The organism is Mycolicibacterium moriokaense, from assembly GCF_010726085.1.
Taxonomy (GTDB): domain Bacteria; phylum Actinomycetota; class Actinomycetes; order Mycobacteriales; family Mycobacteriaceae; genus Mycobacterium; species Mycobacterium moriokaense.
This window is the reverse complement of record NZ_AP022560.1, coordinates 3,508,291-3,525,961: the sequence shown is the minus strand read 5'-3', so window position 1 is coordinate 3,525,961 and position 17,671 is coordinate 3,508,291. Positions and strand designations below refer to the sequence as shown.

The 17,671-nt window shown below is 66.1% G+C and carries 20 protein-coding genes and 1 pseudogene; 13 read left to right on the top strand and 8 right to left on the bottom strand.

Annotation, left to right across the window (positions count from 1 at the left end; all coding sequences use genetic code 11):
- The first annotated feature begins 62 nt into the window (after window positions 1-62).
- The gene (locus G6N43_RS17205) at window positions 63-878 is read left to right on the top strand and encodes an LLM class F420-dependent oxidoreductase (protein ID WP_083151443.1); all 816 of its coding nucleotides are present in this window, start codon (window positions 63-65) and stop codon (window positions 876-878) included.
- Between the two features lie 43 nt (window positions 879-921).
- Window positions 922-1,359 (top strand): hypothetical protein, encoded by a 438-nt coding sequence (locus G6N43_RS17200; protein ID WP_083151446.1) that lies wholly within the window; start codon window positions 922-924, stop codon window positions 1,357-1,359.
- 22 nt (window positions 1,360-1,381) lie between these two features.
- Here G6N43_RS17200 and G6N43_RS17195 read toward each other — a convergent pair whose 3' ends face one another.
- A complete protein-coding gene (locus G6N43_RS17195) occupies window positions 1,382-2,206 on the bottom strand; it encodes an enoyl-CoA hydratase/isomerase family protein (protein WP_083151453.1) in 825 nt (274 codons plus the stop codon).
- 215 nt (window positions 2,207-2,421) lie between these two features.
- Here G6N43_RS17195 and G6N43_RS17190 point away from each other — a divergent pair, with 215 nt between their 5' ends.
- The gene (locus G6N43_RS17190; protein WP_083151455.1) at window positions 2,422-3,381 is read left to right on the top strand and encodes an NADP-dependent oxidoreductase; all 960 of its coding nucleotides are present in this window, start codon (window positions 2,422-2,424) and stop codon (window positions 3,379-3,381) included.
- Between the two features lie 88 nt (window positions 3,382-3,469).
- A complete protein-coding gene (locus tag G6N43_RS17185) occupies window positions 3,470-3,802 on the top strand; it encodes a hypothetical protein (protein WP_083151458.1) in 333 nt (110 codons plus the stop codon).
- 45 nt (window positions 3,803-3,847) lie between these two features.
- Here the strand turns inward: G6N43_RS17185 and G6N43_RS17180 are convergent, their stop codons facing one another.
- Window positions 3,848-4,273: a hypothetical protein gene (locus G6N43_RS17180; RefSeq protein ID WP_133056550.1), complete on the bottom strand. Its 426-nt coding sequence runs from the start codon at window positions 4,271-4,273 to the stop codon at window positions 3,848-3,850.
- 238 nt (window positions 4,274-4,511) lie between these two features.
- Between G6N43_RS17180 and G6N43_RS17175 the strand changes: the two genes are divergently transcribed.
- From G6N43_RS17175 to G6N43_RS17160, 4 genes are all read left to right on the top strand, one after another.
- The gene (locus G6N43_RS17175; RefSeq protein WP_083151467.1) at window positions 4,512-5,423 is read left to right on the top strand and encodes an MBL fold metallo-hydrolase; all 912 of its coding nucleotides are present in this window, start codon (window positions 4,512-4,514) and stop codon (window positions 5,421-5,423) included.
- 93 nt (window positions 5,424-5,516) lie between these two features.
- On the top strand, window positions 5,517-6,155 hold the full coding sequence (locus G6N43_RS17170; RefSeq protein WP_083151469.1) for an FKBP-type peptidyl-prolyl cis-trans isomerase: 639 nt from the start codon (window positions 5,517-5,519) through the stop codon (window positions 6,153-6,155).
- 120 nt (window positions 6,156-6,275) lie between these two features.
- On the top strand, window positions 6,276-8,141 hold the full coding sequence (locus tag G6N43_RS17165; RefSeq protein WP_110810376.1) for a serine/threonine-protein kinase: 1,866 nt from the start codon (window positions 6,276-6,278) through the stop codon (window positions 8,139-8,141).
- Between the two features lie 36 nt (window positions 8,142-8,177).
- Window positions 8,178-8,396 (top strand): hypothetical protein, encoded by a 219-nt coding sequence (locus G6N43_RS17160; protein ID WP_133056551.1) that lies wholly within the window; start codon window positions 8,178-8,180, stop codon window positions 8,394-8,396.
- Window positions 8,397-8,417: 21 nt separating this feature from the next.
- Here the strand turns inward: G6N43_RS17160 and G6N43_RS17155 are convergent.
- Window positions 8,418-8,579: pseudogene (locus tag G6N43_RS17155) on the bottom strand (DUF4383 domain-containing protein); the annotation flags it as partial.
- A gap of 231 nt (window positions 8,580-8,810) precedes the next feature.
- On the opposite strand from G6N43_RS17155, the gene G6N43_RS17150 reads away from it, so the two are divergent.
- The 3 genes from G6N43_RS17150 to G6N43_RS17140 all read left to right on the top strand — a co-directional run bounded on the left by G6N43_RS17150 (window position 8,811) and on the right by G6N43_RS17140 (window position 10,349).
- Window positions 8,811-9,092: a DUF732 domain-containing protein gene (locus G6N43_RS17150; RefSeq protein WP_083151475.1), complete on the top strand. Its 282-nt coding sequence runs from the start codon at window positions 8,811-8,813 to the stop codon at window positions 9,090-9,092.
- A gap of 149 nt (window positions 9,093-9,241) precedes the next feature.
- The gene (locus tag G6N43_RS17145; protein ID WP_083157730.1) at window positions 9,242-9,652 is read left to right on the top strand and encodes a hypothetical protein; all 411 of its coding nucleotides are present in this window, start codon (window positions 9,242-9,244) and stop codon (window positions 9,650-9,652) included.
- Between the two features lie 31 nt (window positions 9,653-9,683).
- Window positions 9,684-10,349 carry an MOSC domain-containing protein gene (locus G6N43_RS17140; protein WP_110810577.1) on the top strand — a complete coding sequence of 222 codons (666 nt, stop codon included), beginning with the start codon at window positions 9,684-9,686 and terminating at the stop codon, window positions 10,347-10,349.
- A 67-nt stretch (window positions 10,350-10,416) separates the two neighbouring features.
- Here G6N43_RS17140 and G6N43_RS17135 read toward each other — a convergent pair whose 3' ends face one another.
- On the bottom strand, window positions 10,417-10,806 hold the full coding sequence (locus G6N43_RS17135) for a DUF4267 domain-containing protein (RefSeq protein ID WP_083157728.1): 390 nt from the start codon (window positions 10,804-10,806) through the stop codon (window positions 10,417-10,419).
- Window positions 10,807-10,840: 34 nt separating this feature from the next.
- Here G6N43_RS17135 and G6N43_RS17130 point away from each other — a divergent pair, with 34 nt between their 5' ends.
- Window positions 10,841-11,440, top strand: a complete 600-nt coding sequence (locus G6N43_RS17130; protein ID WP_083157727.1) for a DJ-1/PfpI family protein — start codon at window positions 10,841-10,843, stop codon at window positions 11,438-11,440.
- On the opposite strand, the gene G6N43_RS17125 is transcribed toward G6N43_RS17130, so the two are convergent.
- Window positions 11,437-12,639 (bottom strand): geranylgeranyl reductase family protein, encoded by a 1,203-nt coding sequence (locus G6N43_RS17125; protein ID WP_083157726.1) that lies wholly within the window; start codon window positions 12,637-12,639, stop codon window positions 11,437-11,439. The genes G6N43_RS17130 and G6N43_RS17125 overlap by 4 nt on opposite strands.
- Window positions 12,640-12,748: 109 nt before the next feature.
- Window positions 12,749-13,933, bottom strand: coding sequence for an acyl-CoA dehydrogenase family protein (locus G6N43_RS17120; RefSeq protein ID WP_083157733.1), 1,185 nt, complete (start codon window positions 13,931-13,933; stop codon window positions 12,749-12,751).
- A gap of 86 nt (window positions 13,934-14,019) precedes the next feature.
- Between G6N43_RS17120 and G6N43_RS17115 the strand changes: the two genes are divergently transcribed.
- Window positions 14,020-15,570, top strand: coding sequence for a class I adenylate-forming enzyme family protein (locus G6N43_RS17115; RefSeq protein WP_083157725.1), 1,551 nt, complete (start codon window positions 14,020-14,022; stop codon window positions 15,568-15,570).
- Here G6N43_RS17115 and proS read toward each other — a convergent pair.
- Together proS and ripD are read right to left on the bottom strand one after the other, a co-directional pair.
- Window positions 15,564-16,970, bottom strand: a complete 1,407-nt coding sequence (proS, locus tag G6N43_RS17110; protein WP_083157724.1) for a proline--tRNA ligase — start codon at window positions 16,968-16,970, stop codon at window positions 15,564-15,566. The genes G6N43_RS17115 and proS overlap by 7 nt on opposite strands.
- 55 nt (window positions 16,971-17,025) lie before the next feature.
- The gene (ripD, locus tag G6N43_RS17105) at window positions 17,026-17,568 is read right to left on the bottom strand and encodes an NlpC/P60 family peptidoglycan-binding protein RipD (RefSeq protein ID WP_083157723.1); all 543 of its coding nucleotides are present in this window, start codon (window positions 17,566-17,568) and stop codon (window positions 17,026-17,028) included.
- Window positions 17,569-17,671 lie beyond the last annotated feature (103 nt).

Sequence of the window (17,671 nt, the reverse complement as noted above, 5' to 3'; positions counted from 1 at the left end):
AATAATCGGTCCAGAACTCCGCTTGTGCCCAGGAGAGTCCAACTTTCCTGAGGAGATGACCCATGTCGCGACCCCTTCGCATCGGCGTGCAGATAAGCCCCGGCGGAACACCCGACTACCGGACGTGGCGCCAGGCGGTGCTACACGCTGAGGACCTGGGTGCCGACATCGTCTTCGGTTACGACCACTTCCACGCCCCGAATTTCGCCGGCATCGTCGATGCGAAGCCGATTCTGGCCGACGACCAACCCGATGTGCCGAACTTCGAAGGGTGGACCGCGCTGGCGTCGTGGGGTGAGATCACCACCCGCGCCGAGATCGGGCTATTGGTCAGCGGCATCGGATATCGCAATCCCGATCTGCTGGCCGATATGGCCCGCACCGTCGACCACATCAGCGGTGGCCGCCTCATTCTCGGTGTCGGCGCGGGATGGTACGAAAAGGATTACACCACTTACGGTTACGACTTCGGGACGGTGAAGTCGCGAGCCGACCTCTTCGACGAAGGCCTGCTGCGGATCGAAAGCCGGCTGAGTCAGCTCAATCCCGCGCCGCTACGCAAGATCCCGATCTTGATCGGCGGCGCGGGCCAGAAGCGAACGCTGCCCGCCGTCGCGCGCCACGCGGACATCTGGCATACGTTCCTGCCGATCGAGTTGTACCGGCAGGCCTCTGCCCGTGTCGCTGAACTGGCTGCCGAGTTCGGACGTTCCGACAGCGACATCGAGCGGTCAGTCGTGTGGGAGGACGAACGCAGCGCCGACCAGTACCTCGACGCCGGAGCCACCCTGATCACCACGGAGATCCGACCGACCGCGGAGGGCTTTGACTTCACCGAGCTGGAGCGACTGCTCAAGTGGCGGGCTAATCGAGCCTGACCACAAGCGCTAACGCTATGGTCCGAACCGCCGATAATTGGGCGTGACTCCGTTCCGTACCGCGAGCGCTGCCGCCGCCGCCCTGATCGCGCCATGGTTGTGGGCCGCCGTCGCTCACGCCGACGCCTTCGCTGACCTTCCGGCCGTTCCCGTGGTCGCCTCCCCCACCTGCGGTGGCACTGTGAGCGCGGAGGCCCAGGTGACGCCGGCGCAGGTCGGTGACCAAGTCGGTGATGGCGTCCGGGTGGCGATCCACTATGACGCCGGCGTGTACGACGGCTCCTGCTCGCTGACCGTGACCGCCGACTGGACCAACCTCGACACGGGGGCCTCCGGCAGTGGTGACATCACCGCGGTGTCGACGATCGATGGGCACTACGGTTTCATCGGCTACGCCAACACCACCTTCGACACGGGCGGCGGCACGATCGTCGTCACAGTCAGCTCCCATCCCGGCGCGGAAATGCGGCTCACGACTTGAGATCTGCGGCCTCTCAGGGCTCTTAAATTGGAGTGCCCAGGTAGTAGCCCATGCGCATCTCGTAGTCGCCGGGTTGATTGCGGCCCGCAGCCAGTGCGGCGGCGAGACGGCGTTTCGAGCCGGACCACTGGAAGGACTGCAGGTAGATCTGCAGTGAGGACAACATGTCCTCCGGTGACGGGAGCGTGTGCCGGTTGGTCTGCTGCTTGACGGCGGCGATCGACTCTTTGTCGTAGGAGGCGATCCGTCGAGCGAGCGTGTCCACAAGTTCGTCGAGGTCGGCGTCGTCGACAGCGCGGTTGATCCATCCGTAGCGCTCGGCCAGATCGGCCGGGTAGTCGTCGCTGGAGAGCGCGACCTCTAACGCCCTGGCCCTGCCCATTAACAGCGGGAGATGTTCCAATCCGCCCCCGCCGGGCAGATTGCCGCTGGCGGTTTCGGGCTGGCCGAAGAGCGCACGATCGCTGGCGAAGCGCATATCCATCGCCAGGGTGAGCTCGCTACCGATCCCGCGCACGCGCCCCCGGATCTTGGCGACGGATGCGACAGGTAGTCGTGAGAGGCGGGTGCTCGCGTCGATGGTCAGCGGATAGCCGGTCACTCCGGGCTCCTTGGGCGTCTCAGCGACGCGAGAGGTGTCGTAGTGGTTCAGGAAGTAGTCCGGGTTGGCCGAGTCGAACACCACGACGCGCAGTTCGGGCGCCGCCTCCATCTGGTTGATCAACTCGGGCAGTTCCACGAGCATCTCCGGGGTCACGAGATTGATCGAGGGGTTGTCGAAGGTGACCCGCCAGAGGCGCTCGTCGTCAGCGGATACCGAGAAATGGGTCCAGTGCTGCGTTGTCATCCGCGTCTCGTTTCTCTGTTGACGACGCGCCAGCCGTCGGGACGACGTCTTCCCTACTTCAACGCAGCGGAACATGAAACCACTTCAGCCCCGCCATCCGGGCATCACCTCCTCTACTTGGGGCTGACATAAATCGCCGCCGCGAGCTGTTGCCGATGACGGGTAATGCCGTGTCCGTCCGCCTGCATGCGGATCGACCAACGTGGGAGGGCGTAGTGAAGGCAGTCGGATTCCACCGCTTCGGCGGGCCAGAGGTGCTTGAGGTACTCGATCTACCCGAACCGCACGCCGGTCGCGGCGAGGTCCGCATCAAAGTGACCGCCGCCGGAGTCAATCCATCCGACACCGTGTCCCGTTCAGGCCAGGCGAAGGCACTGATGCAGAAGGCCGACCCGAACCTGCAGTACCCGCCCGGTCCCTACGTTGTGGGCTGGGATGCGGCCGGGGTGATCGACGAGATCGGCGAGGACACACCGGATGATCTCGCAATCGGCGACCATGTCATGGCTGTGACTCTGCCAGTAGGCACCGGAGGTGCCTACGTGGAGTATTTGGTGGTCTCGGCGAATTCCGTTGTGCACACTCCGGCGGGGTGGGATGACGTCGCCGCCAGCACGCTGCCACTCAACGGGCTGACGGCGCGTCGGGCCCTCGACCTCATGGCGCTGCCGCCAGGGTCGACGGTCGCGATCACCGGGGCGGCGGGTGCCTTCGGCGGGTATGCCATCGAGCTGGCGAAGGCCGACGGCTTGCGGGTGATCGCCGACGCCTCAGAGGCCGACAGTGTTCTCGTCACCAAATTGGGCGCCGACGTGGTGGTGCCGCGCGGTGACGACGTCGCCAGGAGCATCCGCGAGGCGGTACCCGACGGGGTGCACGGCCTCGCCGATGGCGCACTTCTCGACGACAAAGTGACTGCTGCCGTTCGCGACGGCGGCAGGATAGCCACCCTGCGTAGCTTCACCGGTGGTCATCAGCGCGAAATCACTTGGCATCCGGTCCATGTCATGGACTATCTGCGTGCTCGCACGGAGCTCGACCGGTTGCGTCAACAAGCCGAGGACGGACTGCTTACCGCTCGCATCGCCGATGTCCTGCCCATTGAGAATGCGAGCGAAGCACACCGACGTCTGGAAGCCGGCGGGGTACGCGGGCGCCTTGTACTCGCGCTGTGAACGAGACTCATGCCCAGAGCCCATTCCCCTGATAGCGACGGCGGTGGCGGTACATAATTTCCCCCAGACAATGAATTCAAGGGGAATCATGTTGAAACCGTTCCATTCCAGGGCCGCTGCCGCCATGGTCGCGGGTGGCCTATGTGCACTCGTTGTGAGCGCACCCCCGGCGGGCGCTGACAACGAACCTGTCCCGACGCAGGACAACGCGGTGTACGCCATTGCTGACGGCTACATCGCGAAGCAGAATGCCTGCACTCCTGAGCTCACCCCGTTTTTCGAATCGATCACCTGGGATCCGCCGGGGTTCACGCCCGAGGGCGGCACCGGAATGATCCACGACGCCAACGACGCGCTTGGTGGACAGTTCGCGGCCACATGGAACGGCCAGTCCTGGGACGTCGAGTACCAGTTCTGCTGAGCACCGCGACTACCTGCGCTGCAGGATCGGTTTCCCGCGCTCCGCTTACCGCGAGGTGGTCAGCACAGGCGCATCGACGACTCCGCGTGACGGAACCCTCGTCGGCGGTGTGGGCTTGACTTCCACAAAAGTTCCCGAGGACAAATCGGTGTTCACGATCGGCGGAAACTTCTTCGGCGGATCCGGTTGCGTCTCGAGGACGGCTCCTCCGCTTGGCTGCAGGAGATCGTCCGGATTGATGCAGGCGCCGTTGCGCATAACGCCGCCGGCATGTTCGCAGCAGTAGTCGGTCGGCATGTCGCGCTCCAGACACGAGGCGAAGTCGGATTCTTTGTAGGTGGCATTCGCGACGGCGATAGCCCCGAACGGTATTGCGGCAAGGGCAAGCACACCTGCGGTCAGCGTGGTGCGCGCCATCCGACGCGAAGGCGCTGAAACTGTCACGGGGTGGTCGGTGGTCGAAAGTTTCATGATGGTGTCTCCTGACTCGGCGTCCGGCGGATGCCGCTTTCTTCGGTGGTGGAGATAAGTCTGTGGCGGCCGGCTATCACCCCGGAATCGCTGGGACGACAGATTCCACTTCCGAATGGGAAGGGTTTGCTATCCGCTGGGTAAGGGGCGCAGTCCTGCACGAGGGATAAGTGCCGCCCTTGGGCGGCGTTCCACGAAACGACAGGGTCATTTCGGGCACGTCGGTCAAGGAGAAAACATGAGCGTGGACAGCATTTCCCTCGGTAGCACGGGACTCGACGAGTTGGTTCCGTCGCGCTACGCGGTACAGGTCGGCGACATCGAGATCCTGGTGATCAGCGACGGCGTACTGCCGATCACGGCCCGAACGATGGCGACCAACGCCGACCCGACCGAGTACGGCCAATGGCTCGACGACATGTTCCTGCCGCGGGACGTGCTCGACTGGCCGCTGAACGTCGTCGTCGTCCGTAGCGGCGGCCGGACCATCCTCGTCGACGCGGGCCTGGGGGTGGAGTTCCCCGACTTTCCGCGGGCCGGGCAGACTGTCCACCGCCTGGAAGCCGCCGGCATCGACCCCTCGGCCGTGACGGACGTCGTGCTCACTCACCTGCACATGGACCATGTCGGCGGACTGCTGAGCCAGGGCCTGAAGGAACGGCTGCGCCCGGATCTGCGGGTCCATGTGGCCACCCGCGAAGCCGAATTCTGGGAAGCCCCCGACTTCACCCGCACCGACATGCCGGCACCCGTGCCCGACGCACTGCGGTCGATCGCCACGCGCTTCCTCAACGAATATCGCGGCTACATAAAGACTTTCGAGACCGAGTACGAGATCGCGCCGGGCGTGCTCGTCGCCCGCAACGGCGGCCATACCCCTGGGCACAGCATTGTCCGCCTCGCGTCCGGCGGCGACGCGCTCACATTCGCCGGCGACTCCGTGTTCGCCCCCGGTTTCGACAACCCCGAATGGCACAACGGTTTTGAACACGACCCCGAGGAGTCCGCGCGCGTCCGGATCGAACTCCTTCGGGAGCTGGCGGCGACGGGCGAGGCGATGGTGGCCACCCACCTACCGTTCCCGTCCGTCTGCCACGTGGCGACGGCGGGCGACGTCTTCCGGTGCGTACCGGCCACCTGGGACTACTGACGCGCCATCCGACCTGCTGCCTCGGCACCACCAGACCGGCAGGACGCGGCAAACTCATCGTTATGTAGCGTGGCGAGCGTGAATTTCTCTCGCGTGTCCTCCACCGTTGCCCTCGCAGCCGGTGCCACCTTGCTGGTGACGACGTTGGCCGCATGCGGCTCCGACTCCGACTCAGCCGCGTCATCGACGAGCACGACCACCACCACCAGCGCCGCGGACCCGTTCTCGGTCACCGAGACGCAGACACCACCCGCAGCGCCTGCGGCCGCCAGCACGTGCCCGACGGCCGCGCCCGCCGACACCGGAACCCCCGAGTGGACGCTGCCCGGCGACACCGGCAGTGTCTCCGTCACCGGCTCAACGGATACGACGGCGCCAAACATCAAGGTGGACACGCCGTTCAGCGTGAGCGAGACCACGGTGCAGACGCTGCAGCCCGGTGACGGCCCGGTCGTCGCCGATACGGCGACGGTGTCGGTCTGCTACATGGGCGTCAACGGCCGCGACGGATCTGTGTTCGACAGCAGCTACCAGCGCGGCTACCCCGAGGAATTCCCGCTGAACGGCGTCGTGCCGGGCTTCCAGAAGGCCATTGCGGGCCAGAAGGTCGGATCGACGGTCGCGGTGGCGATGACCTCGGCCGACGGCTACGCCGACGGTCAGCCCGCCGCAGGAATCCTGCCCGGCGACACGCTCGTCTTCGCGATCAAGATTCTCGACGCGTCGAGCTGATCGGCGCGGGTGGGCCCGCGATCGAGTCACGCACCCCACAATCCGCCGGTTATCGTGTGCCCCGTGGAAGGCACGCCATTCGGTCGCTACCGGCTGCTCGAATTGCTGGGTCGCGGCGGGATGGGCGAGGTCTGGCGCGCCTACGACACCGAGATCGACCGCGTCGTCGCGCTCAAGATGCTGCTGCCGCACCTGAGCGAAGACGACGAGTTCGAGAAGCGTTTCCGCCGCGAGGTCCGCGCGGCCGCCCGCCTCGATGACCGCCACGTCGTACCCATCTACGACGTAGGCGAGATCGACGGCCGGCTGTACGTCACCATGCGGCTGATCAACGGCACCGATCTGCACGCGCTGCTCGACAGGGGCCCCCTCGAACCGGAACGCGCCGTGGCGATCATCGAGCAGATCGCCAACGCGTTGGAGAACGCGCACCGAACGGGGCTCGTCCATCGCGACGTTAAGCCCTCCAACATTCTGCTCGAGCCGAACGACTTCGCCTACCTCATCGACTTCGGTATCGCGCGCACCGCCGAGGACGGCGTGACGCAGACCGGTTCGGCCATCGGCACCTGGGCGTACATGGCGCCGGAACGCTTCAGCACCGACCAGACGAACCCCAGCTCCGACATCTACGCGCTGGCCTGTGTGCTCTACGAATGCCTCACGGGCGAACAACCCTTCCCCGGCAACACCTTTGAGAAGGTCGCCAGCGGCCACATCTTCACTCCGCCGCCGAGACCGTCTCAAGTCAGCCGCACCGTCCCGACGGCACTGGACGGGGTCATCGCAAAGGGGCTGGCCAAGCAGCCCTCGGAGCGCTACCCGTCTGCCATCGAGATGGCTTCCGCCGCAAAGGAAGTCATCAGCCGGCCAAGTTATTCGCCGAACCCTCCGATACCACCGCCCCCGCCGCAGTGGGCGCCGCCACCCGGCGGGCAACCACCTCCCAGCGGCGGCACACCGCCGGTGTTTTCCTACCCGCCGCACAGTGTCCCCAATCTGCAGGCGCCGCCGACGATGGCGGCGCCTCCGCGCCCCCGACGAAAGCACGGTCTCCTCGTCGGCGCCCTGGTGTTCGTCGCGACCCTGATCCTGGTCGCCGGTGTCATCGCCATCGTGGAGTTCATCGGGCGCGACAAGACCCCCGCCGGCCCACCGGCTGCGAACGAGGCTCAGTTCAGCGGCACCTACACCGCCGACTACGGCCCCGGAACAGACCTCGAAGGCAATCCCGTTCCGAATGCGCCTGCAACGACGAGCAATTGGGCCGTCCGCTCCGAATGCGGATCCGCCGGTTGTGTCGCGACCGCGGCGAACGTCAGCGGCGCGGGTATGGCCCTGTTGTCGAACCTGACCTTCGATCAGTTGGGCGGCACCTGGGCCGCGGTAGGCCTGTCGTCAGCGCAGTGCGGTGGCGACCAGCCCGTCGAACTCTGGGTGATCTTCACGCTGCAACCGCAATCCGACGGCACCCTGACCGGCGAAACGATCCGGGCGTCCACCAACGGTGCCTGCGCCGCCAAGCGCACGGTGAAGTTCACCCGTACCGGCGATCCCGACCCGACGAAGGTTCCGGATCCCGCGGTTCTTCCGCCGCGTGCCGTCAGCCCCGCGGAGGCGCTGCACGGCAGCTATCGCCAGACGACGACGTTCACCAACGGCAACGTCGTACCGGGAAATGTGCTGTCCGCCAACACCTACTGCCTGCGGACCGGGGACCGGTGCATGAGCCTGTTCCACTCATCCGACGGGGTCGTGACCCTCATCTTCGCCGACGACAAGTGGACGCGTGACGAAGCGGGCACGACGACGTGCCCCGGCGGCGGCACGGCGCAGGTGACGATCACCGCCGAGTATCCGATGCCGAAGCAGTTGGACGATCCCATCGCGCTGCTCACCGGACGCGGAAAGCAGACCGTCGTGGCCGGAGGCGCGTGCGCCGGCGGTGGGGATTTCACCGACACGTTCGAACGCACCGGTTCGTAGGATTTGTGTGCGCTCCGTTGCGGTGAGCGCTCTTAAATGCACACAAATCGCCCGGGTTACGGGCAGGCCGTCGTCGGAATGAACAGCGACCAGCACCACCCCGGCGGCAGAGGCGGCGTGAATCCAGGCGGTGGCGGAGGCGGCGGCGGCGGGGGCACTTCGCCCTCGAAGATGTTCGACGCGACGTTGCCCGTGCTGAACCCCTCGCAGGGGTTGAATCCGCCGCCCGGCCTCAAGGGCGACGGGTCAGTGTGAGCGAAGCCGGTCTATCGCGCTCGACCACGACTTGCGCATCGCGAAGATCAGGCCCGGCCCGAAGAGCGCGAGGCCCGCGACCGCATGCCAGCCGTTGTAGTCCATCCCCAGAATCTGGACGGTCGGCGCGACGTGGAACACGCAGATGATCAACAGTCCGAACTGGGCGAAACTCCACCTCATGAGGGATACCTCCGTCGAAAGTCGCCGGAATCGCATCAAGTACTACGCTCGGTAGTAGTCGGTCACAAGGCCTCGACGATTCGGCCCGAGACCGATAGACCATCTAAGCTGTGCTTACTTAGGCAAAGATTTCGGCGTCTCGACCTGGACGGACGCCGAAATGGAACCAGTGTTTCTCGCCAACGCTCCTCGTGAGTGTGGCGAAATCACGCGTCTATCGGAGGTGCGCAGTTGAAGTACAGGGTCGGGGTCCCGGTATCCGTCGTCGCCGCTGGAGTCGCGTTGGCGGCTCCCGCAGCAGCGAGCGAGGACGAATTCGTCGAGACGATGCAGACCACTTACGCCTTCCTCACCGACCAACAGTTGCGGTCCGAAGGCGCCAAGATCTGCAGCGTCCTCAGGAGCGGGACGCCGGCGTCGGACGCGGTCGTCATGGTGCGTAATGATCTGGGCGTCTCGATTTCCGCCGCCGGAGAGATCGTCAGCGCCGCCGTCGTCGAACTCGACTGCTGAATTCGCCTGCACTGCAGGTGATTCCACCCGCGTCTTGTCTCGAGCGCATCAATGCGGCTCTCCCGCAGCCTGTTCGGCCAGTAGCGCGCACGCGTCATCACGTGGGAAACTCAACGGGACAGGGCCAGTTCCAGAATCGAGGCACAGTCATGAGCGGATGTCTGCGCACGTCGGCTGGTTGGGCAATCGGTGTCGGCGGGTTCGCGGTGGCGGTGGGCGTCATCGCGGGCACCGGTGTCGCGCCCGCGCAGCCGGTACCCGTCGACCCCGTCGTGCCGCCGATTCCGGGCGTGGTGACGGGGATCGTGGACGCGGGCGGGCCGATGCCTGCGTCTCCCCCTCCGCCACCCGGAGCGCCGACCGTGCCCGCGATAACCGCCGAACAGCTGCAGCAGAGCGGCGAGCTCGGGTCCTTCGGAGACATCATCGGCAACTTCACCAATCCGAATGACATCATGACCAAGCTCTTCCCCAACCCGTCGGCGCCCTACACCCCGGTGCGGCAGATGCCGATGGGTCCACCGCCGCCGCCGGATCCCGCGTTCGCCCCTGCCGGTTAGGCCACCACGGTCGCGCCACTACCCTGTACGCGTGGCAAATGTGTTGTCGGTCAACCTGGCGCGTGTCCGCGCGAATCCCGATGCGCCGTCGCGGCAGACAGGCATCGACAAGTCCGCGACGACGGAATCCGTCATGGTCCGATCGCCGGGACCGATGCGCAGCGGGCTCGGAAGCGGCCTCGTCGGTGACGCCATCGGCAACCAGAAGCTCCACGGCGGCGACGATCAAGCGGTCTACGTCTATGCGCGCGAGGATCTCGACGAGTGGGAGAAGCGACTCGGACGTCCGCTCACGCATGGCATGTTCGGCGAGAATCTCACGACCTCCGGCGTCGACGTCACGCACGCACGGATCGGTGAACGTTGGCGCATCGGCACGGGCGGCCTGCTGCTCGAGGTATCCGCGCCGCGCACTCCGTGCCGAACCTTCTCTGCGTTCCTCAACCTCAAAGGTTGGATGAAGACGTTCACCGAAGCAGCGAAACCCGGCGCGTATCTGCGGGTCCTCTCGCCGGGACCGGTGCAAGCCGGCGACACCATCTCAATTGAAGACCGCCCGGGCCATGACGTGACGATCAACCTGGTGTTCCGCGCCCGAATGTCAGATCCCGATCTGCTTCCGCAGTTGTTGGCCGCCGATGCACTATCCGCAGAGCTGAAGGCATATGTGCGCAAGCGGCTTCGGACTGCGGGCTGATCTTCTTGCGATTTCGGCGTGCTTAGTCACGCTCAGCGCGACCCAGCACGCCGAAATCGCCACGCGCTCAGTCGGACGCGGGCGCCTTCTTCGTCCGACGTGTCGCCCCCCAGAGTGCGACGCCGATGCCGACGACAGCGCCCCCGAGCCCGATGATCTGCTGTGAGCGCGACATCTCGTCGTGGACCCGCAACCCGCCCAACAGGTCGGCCGCGTCGGCGCCTCCCGACGCCAGGAACCAGCCGCGGGTCTCCTTGCCACGTACCGCCGCAGCCATCATCAACGCGCCGATGAGCGCATCTCGATAACCCATCGAGTGCAGGAGCAGCTGCGCCGTCGGGGCGGGCTTCTCAGAATCTCCCCACAGCCGGTTGGCGCCAAGCGGATCGACGAGGAACGAAATACCCGACGCAAGGCGGATACCGCCCACGGCGAGTGCTGCACGGTCCAAAGGCATGGCGTGCAGCCTAAGGCAGGACCAGACTGAGTAGATGCGAATTGAGATCGTGGTCTTCGACGGGTTCGACGCCCTCGACGTCGTCGCACCGTGGGAGGTGTTCGCCCGTGCCTCGACCATCGATCCGGACCTCGACGTCGCCCTGGTGCGCGCCGACGGTCCCCCGCTCAAATCCGCCGCCAACGGCCTGCAGCTACATGTCGACGACGAGCTCGGCACGCCGGACGCGTTGTTCGTGCCGGGTGGCAGCTGGGTGGACGGAAACGACACCGGCGTGCCGCGCGAGATTCGCCGCGGCGCACTCCCCAGCATCATCGCCGAGTTGTCGACCTCGGTTCGGTGGGTGGCATCGGTGTGCACAGGTGCCCTGCTGCTCGGCGGGGCTGGGATTCTGCGCAATCGCAACGCCACCACCAATCCCGCTGCACTGGAAGAGCTTTCGCGATACGGTTCCTCCGTGAAGCAGAACCGCGTGGTCGACGACGGCAACGTGGTGACCGCGGGAGCCGTCACCGCAGGCATCGACGTCGCACTGTGGTTGGTCCGGCGCGAGGTCGGCGACGACGTGGCCGAGAAGGTCGCACGAGCGATCGCCTACCCGATGCCGGACGACGTGTGGCACCGCGACGTCTAACTGTGCTGGTGCGTCTTCTCCGCTGCCTTGGGGTCGCGCCACGCCTCCCAGAAGAGCAGGTGCGACCGAATTCCCGGGTGACTGACCGTGTCCAGAACCTTGACACCCGCGTTCGCGACGGCCGGTATCCCGACCAGCTTGTGGAAGAACCTGCCGCGGCGATACTCCTTGCCCCAGGTGGCTTCCACAACCTGCTCATAGTTGGTGAAATCGTCGGGCCCGCCGTTGGTCAGGCTCGCAACCGCACACTCACCCGCCGCGAGCCCCGATTGCAGCGCCTTTGAAATGCCCGCCCCCGACACAGGTCTCGCAGCACCCAGCGCATCGCCTGCGAACAGGATGCCGGGCCGCCACGGCGGCCACGTCGTGAATCCCATTGGCAGCCGCCATGCTTGCAGCGCCTTGGACTCCCTGAGCGAGCTAACCGGTGGCAGCTCCCACTCCGCGGGCAACGTCGCGAGGAACTCCTTCAACAGTTCGGCCGCGTTGATGTCGCGCCAATGCTTGTAACTCGTGCAGTAGCCGAGACCGATGTTGGCCCGTCCCCCGCCGAGCGGGAAGACCCAGCCGTAACCCGGTAATTGGTCTCCGTTGAACACGAGCTTCAAATGGATGTCGAGCGTGTCGGTGTCCAACCACCGCACCGGCATCTCGGCGCGAATTGCGATGGCCGAGTATCCGTTACGTTGCGATTCGAGTTTCATCACCCGCTTCAGTGGCGAGTACGCACCGTCGGCGGCGATGACGGCGTCGGCGTTGATCCGCTCGCCGTTGGCCAGAATCACACCGACGACACGGCCGTTGTCGTCGAGCGCGGGCCCGACGACCTCGGCGGACTGACGCACCTCGGCGCCTGCCGCCCCGACGTGTTCGAGCAGCATCGTGTCGAGTTCGGTACGCCGCGCGACGTGGCCGTGGTCGGGCATTCCCGGGCGGTGCGGGAACGACAGATTCCACTCGCTCGGGCTGAAGATCCGCGCACCGTTGACGCGATGGAAGTTGTTGACCCGCTCGGCGAGTCCCATCTTCTGGAGATAGCTCACCGCACGCGGGGTGAGCCCGTCGCCGCACGGCTTGTCGCGCGGGAACTGCGCCTTGTCGAGCACCACGACTCGCGCGCCGGCCTGGACGGCCTGCCACGCCGCCGCAGCGCCGGCGGGTCCACCACCAGAAATCGCCAGGTCAAAGTGCTGCGTCATCGGTCTCGCCTCGAGCTTCGGACTGAACTCGGCTCTGACACTATCGAATACGGGCGCCCGCCGCGCCAGAACCGCCGCCAGGTCACCATCTCGTCATGCCGACCAAGACTCAGAGGCCGAACTGATCCTCGATGATGCCGAGCCAGATCTGCGCCGCGTCCATCGCCACCTTCTCGCTGATGAACGCGTGCTGGGTGCCGGTGTACATGTCCCGGAACGCTCGCTCGAGGCGGCTGCCTTCCCGGATCGAACTCGTGCCCGCGACCAGATGCGCCCATTCGGCGCACTCCCGCGCGACATCGGTGGCATAGACCGCCGCCACGCGCATATCCGCACGCAGCGTCGGGGTCAACGCCTCTCCCGATGCGACGGCCGTCTCTGCTGTGGTGAATGCCTCCAGCACGAGGAGTCGTGCGGCGCGCCAGGCTGCCACATGGTGCGCGAGGCCCTTTTGGAACGTCGGGCGGCTGGCCAGCGACGCCATATCGCTCATCCGGAACTTGGTCGCCGCGAGTTCCGCGACATCGTCGAGCATGCTTTTGGCGACGCCCAGCGCCCACGACGCGTGACCCGCCGCCGTGACGGGCATCAACCCCATCCGCATGGCGGGCGACGTGCCCCGCAACGGATCGCGGGAGAACAAATCGAATGTCCGATACTCGGGGACGAAGAGCTCCTGGACGTTGTAGTCATAGGACCCGGTTCCCTTGAGCCCCTGCACAAACCAGCCGTCGGTGAAGTTGATCTGCTCGCGGGGAATCACGGCCACCCGCATCTCTGGCACGCCCTCGCTGATCCAGCGCATCTCGCCGTCGGACATAGGGAAGAACCCCGCGGCGACGTACTCCGAGTGACCGGTTCCCGACCCGAAGCTCCACGACCCGCTCAGCGTGTAGCCGCCGTCCACCACGTGGCCCTGCCCGTTGGGGAAGAACTGACCACCCATCGTCACGCGATTGCGGTGCGCGGTGAACACTTCCGCGAACCCCTCATCGGGCAGATACGCCGCGGCGGCGAAGGACGACGGCAGGTTCGCGATACCGATCCACCCGAACGAGCCGTCCTGCCAAGCCATTTCGATCCAGGTCTCGATCATCTCGGCGAACGACGGCTCGACTCCCCCGGCCTCGACGGGATTGAACGCCGTGATGAGCCCGGTGGCCCACATCTGGTCGACGATCGCGGTCGTCAACGTGCGCGCCCGCTCGGACTCCGGTGCCTGCGCCTGCACGAGCTCACGCATCCCCCGCGCGAGCCCGACAACCCGGTCAGCCGTTTCGACTGTCGATGTCATGCCCAGACAGTAACCGCCGGGCCGCCCCTCGGCGGGAATTTCGATACTGATCGGATCGTAATTTTTCGTGCTCATAGACTTCGACCGTGGATCAGCCGCGACTGACCGTGCCCTCGCTCCTGCAGCGCAGCGTGCGCGAGTTCGGCGACCAGACCTATCTGGTGACGCCGACGGACCGACTCACCTATCGCGAGGCGGAACAGCGCTCGGCCCAGCTGGCCCGCTGGCTGCTGGCCGAAGGCGTCGGCAAGGGCACGCGCGTCGGACTGTTCTTCGCCAACGGCGTCGACTGGGTCGTCTGGTGGCTGGCGGTGTCCCGGATCGGCGCCCTAGCGGTGCCGCTGAGCACGCTGTACGCGCCGGCGGAGATCGCCAAAGTGGCGCGGCTGGCTGATGTCGCGCTGGTGATCGCCCCTCCCAAGGTGCTCACGATCGACGTCGCCGAACGCTTCGAGGCGGCGTTTCCCGAGCTGGCAGGTCAGCCGACCAACCAAATCACGCTGACCGCGGCGCCGTACCTGCGCCGGATCGTGCTTACGGGCGACTCCGACCGAGGCTGGGCGACGCGGTACGACGAGACCGCGCCGATTGTGCCGCAGAGTCTGTTGGCGGCGGTCGAGGACGAGGTGTTTCCCGCGGATCTGGCCGTCATGATCCATACGTCGGGCTCGACGGCGGACCCGAAGGGAGTGTTGCACACCCACGGCACGCTGGTCCGGCAGACGTCGACGTGGCCCGAGGCGATCCGTGCGATGACGGGGTCGGATGCCGACCCGCGGATACTGTGTGCGATGCCGTTCTTCTGGATCGGTGGGCTGCTGGCGACTACGGGTGCGCTGCACGAACCCGTCACGGTGGTGGTCATGCCGCGACTCGACGCCGAGACGGCGCTGGATCTCATCGAGCGCGAGCGGGTGACAGGGCTCGTGGGGTGGCCGGCGTTCACCCAACGCCTGCGCGAGCATCCGACGTACGCCGACCGCGACCTGTCCAGTGTGCCGATGCTGCGCGACGGTCCGCTCGACATCGCGATGACCGATGTGCCCGACGGTTTTCCCGTGCACCGCACCATGTCTGAGACCGCGGGCGGCTTCGTGTACACGGACATGCGCATCGTGGACGACGACGGCAACCCCGTCGCCGACGGCGAGATCGGCGAGTTGCTCGTCCGCGGCACCGGCGTGATGGCCGGCTACAACAAACGCGAACGTGCCGAGACGTTCGATGAGGACGGCTGGTATCACACCGGCGACCGGGTTTACCGAAAAGCGGGCGATCCGCGGCTGTTCTATGTGGGCCGCACCAGCGAGCTGATCAAGGCCGCGGGTGCGAATGTCTCACCGCTGGAAGTCGAGTCGGTGATCGAGCAGTTCGCCGATGTGTCGCAATGCATCGTCGTCGGGATCGCCGATCCGGTGCGGGGCGAAGAGGTGTGCGCCGTCGTCGTGCCCAGCGACGGGTCGCTCGACGTGCGCTCCCTTGCGGCGCGTACGCGGGAGCAGTTGTCCGCCTACAAGGTTCCGACCCGCTGGGTTCTCGCAACCAGTGAGCAGATGCCGACCCTCGCCAGTGGCAAGTTCAACCGCAGGGCACTGCGGACGATGGTGATGGACGGGACGCTGACCCCCGCTCAGTAGGCGCGGGCGATGTACGCCAGAACCCCTGCGTCATCGTCGGATTCGGGCAGCGATCCATTGCTGTGCTGCAGGCACCGCACCGTGAGCCCACTTGCGGCGAGCTCTACCTCCCCTGCCTCGCCGACGAGTTCCCATGGCACCCTGGCGACGCCGGTCTGTCCGGCCTCGCGCACGTCCTCGAGTGTTGCGCACTCGGCGATGACGTCATCGCGCCGCGCGGTGGCTGCCGCGAGCAGCTGCGCCTGGATGTCCTCCGTCAACCGACGCACCTCGTCGGCGACGCGGTCGAGCGCCACCGTGCTCTTCTCCCGCGTGTCACGGCGGTACAACGTGGCTGCGTTGTCTGCGACGTCACGTGGGCCGATCTCGATGCGGATCGGCACACCCTGCAGATCCCATTCGGTGGCACGCCAGCCGAAGCCTTGAGAGGCGTTGTCGTCCAGTCGCGTTCGGATCCCCGCTGCGACGAGCTCGTCTACGAGGACGGATGCGGTGCGGGCGACAGCGCCGTCGGATTCCTTCACCACCACGACCACGGCTTGTACCGGTGCGACAGCAGGCGGCAAGACGAGGCCGTGGTCGTCACCATGACACATGATCAGTCCGCCGAGCATGCGCGTCGAGGAGCCCCAGGACGTGGTCCAGCAGTTTTCGACGGTGCCGTCGGCGGTCGTGTACGTGATGCTGAAGGCGCGGCTGAACCGCTGGCCGAGTTCGTGCGATGTGCCCATCTGCAACGCCTTGCCGTCGCGCATGATCCCTTCGCACGTCATGGTGTTCGCGGCGCCGGCGAAGCGCTCCCGTACGGTCTTACGTCCGACGATCACAGGGATGGCCAGCACGTTGCGCATGAAGTCCTCGTAGACCTCACGCAGGATGCGGCGGGCGTACTCGCGTGCCTGCAGTTGCGTGGCGTGCGCGGTGTGGCCCTCCTGCCACAGGAACTCGGTGGTGCGCAGGAAGATTCGCGGCCGCATCTCCCAACGCACCGCGTTGGCCCATTGATTCAGCAGCAGCGGAAGGTCGCGATAGCTGTCGATCCACTTGGCCATGTACTCGCCGATGACGGTTTCGCTCGTCGGACGGATGGCCAGCGGCTCGGACAGCTCTTTGCCGCCGCCGTGGGTCACGACGGCCAGCTCGGGGCTGAACCCCTCGACGTGCTCGGCCTCCCGCTCGAAGAAGCTCATCGGGATCAGGAGCGGGAAGTACGCGTTGACCGCGCCTGCGGCCTTGATCCGAGCATCGATCTCGGCCTGCATGCGCTCCCACACCGCGTAGCCGTTGGGCCTGATGACGATGGTTCCGCGGGCCGGACCGTTCTCGGCCAGTTTCGCCTTGGTCAGGACGTCCTGATACCAGCGCGGGAAGTCGTCGTGTTGAGCAGCCAGTACCGCCATCGCCCGACCCTACGTGCGGCGCACCGCCGCAGTCGCGTGGTTTTCGCCGCGACGGCTACGCGATGATGCGGCTCAGATACGGTGCCATGTTGTTCGTGCGCACCGCCGACACCGCGACACCGGCGTCGGTCGCCTCGACCATCTTTCCGTTGCCGATGAAGAGGGCGACGCTCTGCGTACCGTCCGGGCCGTAGAAGATCAGGTCGCCGGGCAGAGCCTGCGCGGGAGTGACCTTCTGCCCGACCTTGTACTGCTCACCCGAGGACCGCGGCAGCTTCACGCCGACCCCGGCGAAGGAGTAGACCATCAGACCGGACGCGTCGAATCCGACCACGTCCGCGACCGGGTTGAGTCCGACCACCCTGCCCTCGGGGTCGAGTCCGAGCGCGTTGGCCTGCGGGCCGCTACCGCGGGTCGGCCCGTTGACGTCACCGCCGCCGTAGGAAAACGGAACGCCGCGTTGGGACAACGCACGGGCGATGACCGTTTGCACGGCCTGTTGCTGGGTGGCGGAGCGTGGGTAAGGCGCAGCGGTCGCTATGCCGGCCGTCGTCACCAACAGGGCCAGGCTGATCACCAACGCGTAGATGCTTCTCATCGGTCTTTCTACTCTCTCGAAATGTCATGCGAACAGGCGTGATCCACGGCGATCAACCGTTCGCTACTCCACTTGTACCTGCGGAATGCGCATCTGCCCAATT

Bases quoted from the DNA above. Each gene is read 5' to 3' on its own strand.
- G6N43_RS17205 (WP_083151443.1), top strand. From the start codon at position 63: ATGTCGCGACCCCTTCGCATCGGCGTGCAGATAAGCCCCGGCGGAACA.
- G6N43_RS17195 (WP_083151453.1), bottom strand. From the start codon at position 2,206: ATGACAACGCAGCACTGGACCCATTTCTCGGTATCCGCTGACGACGAG.
- G6N43_RS17185 (WP_083151458.1), top strand. From the start codon at position 3,470: ATGTTGAAACCGTTCCATTCCAGGGCCGCTGCCGCCATGGTCGCGGGT.
- G6N43_RS17180 (WP_133056550.1), bottom strand. From the start codon at position 4,273: ATGAAACTTTCGACCACCGACCACCCCGTGACAGTTTCAGCGCCTTCG.
- G6N43_RS17175 (WP_083151467.1), top strand. From the start codon at position 4,512: ATGAGCGTGGACAGCATTTCCCTCGGTAGCACGGGACTCGACGAGTTG.
- G6N43_RS17165 (WP_110810376.1), top strand. From the start codon at position 6,276: ATGGGCGAGGTCTGGCGCGCCTACGACACCGAGATCGACCGCGTCGTC.
- G6N43_RS17160 (WP_133056551.1), top strand. From the start codon at position 8,178: ATGCACACAAATCGCCCGGGTTACGGGCAGGCCGTCGTCGGAATGAAC.
- G6N43_RS17145 (WP_083157730.1), top strand. From the start codon at position 9,242: ATGAGCGGATGTCTGCGCACGTCGGCTGGTTGGGCAATCGGTGTCGGC.
- G6N43_RS17135 (WP_083157728.1), bottom strand. From the start codon at position 10,806: ATGCCTTTGGACCGTGCAGCACTCGCCGTGGGCGGTATCCGCCTTGCG.
- G6N43_RS17130 (WP_083157727.1), top strand. From the start codon at position 10,841: ATGCGAATTGAGATCGTGGTCTTCGACGGGTTCGACGCCCTCGACGTC.
- G6N43_RS17125 (WP_083157726.1), bottom strand. From the start codon at position 12,639: ATGACGCAGCACTTTGACCTGGCGATTTCTGGTGGTGGACCCGCCGGC.
- G6N43_RS17120 (WP_083157733.1), bottom strand. From the start codon at position 13,933: ATGACATCGACAGTCGAAACGGCTGACCGGGTTGTCGGGCTCGCGCGG.
- proS (WP_083157724.1), bottom strand. From the start codon at position 16,970: ATGGCGGTACTGGCTGCTCAACACGACGACTTCCCGCGCTGGTATCAG.
- ripD (WP_083157723.1), bottom strand. From the start codon at position 17,568: ATGAGAAGCATCTACGCGTTGGTGATCAGCCTGGCCCTGTTGGTGACG.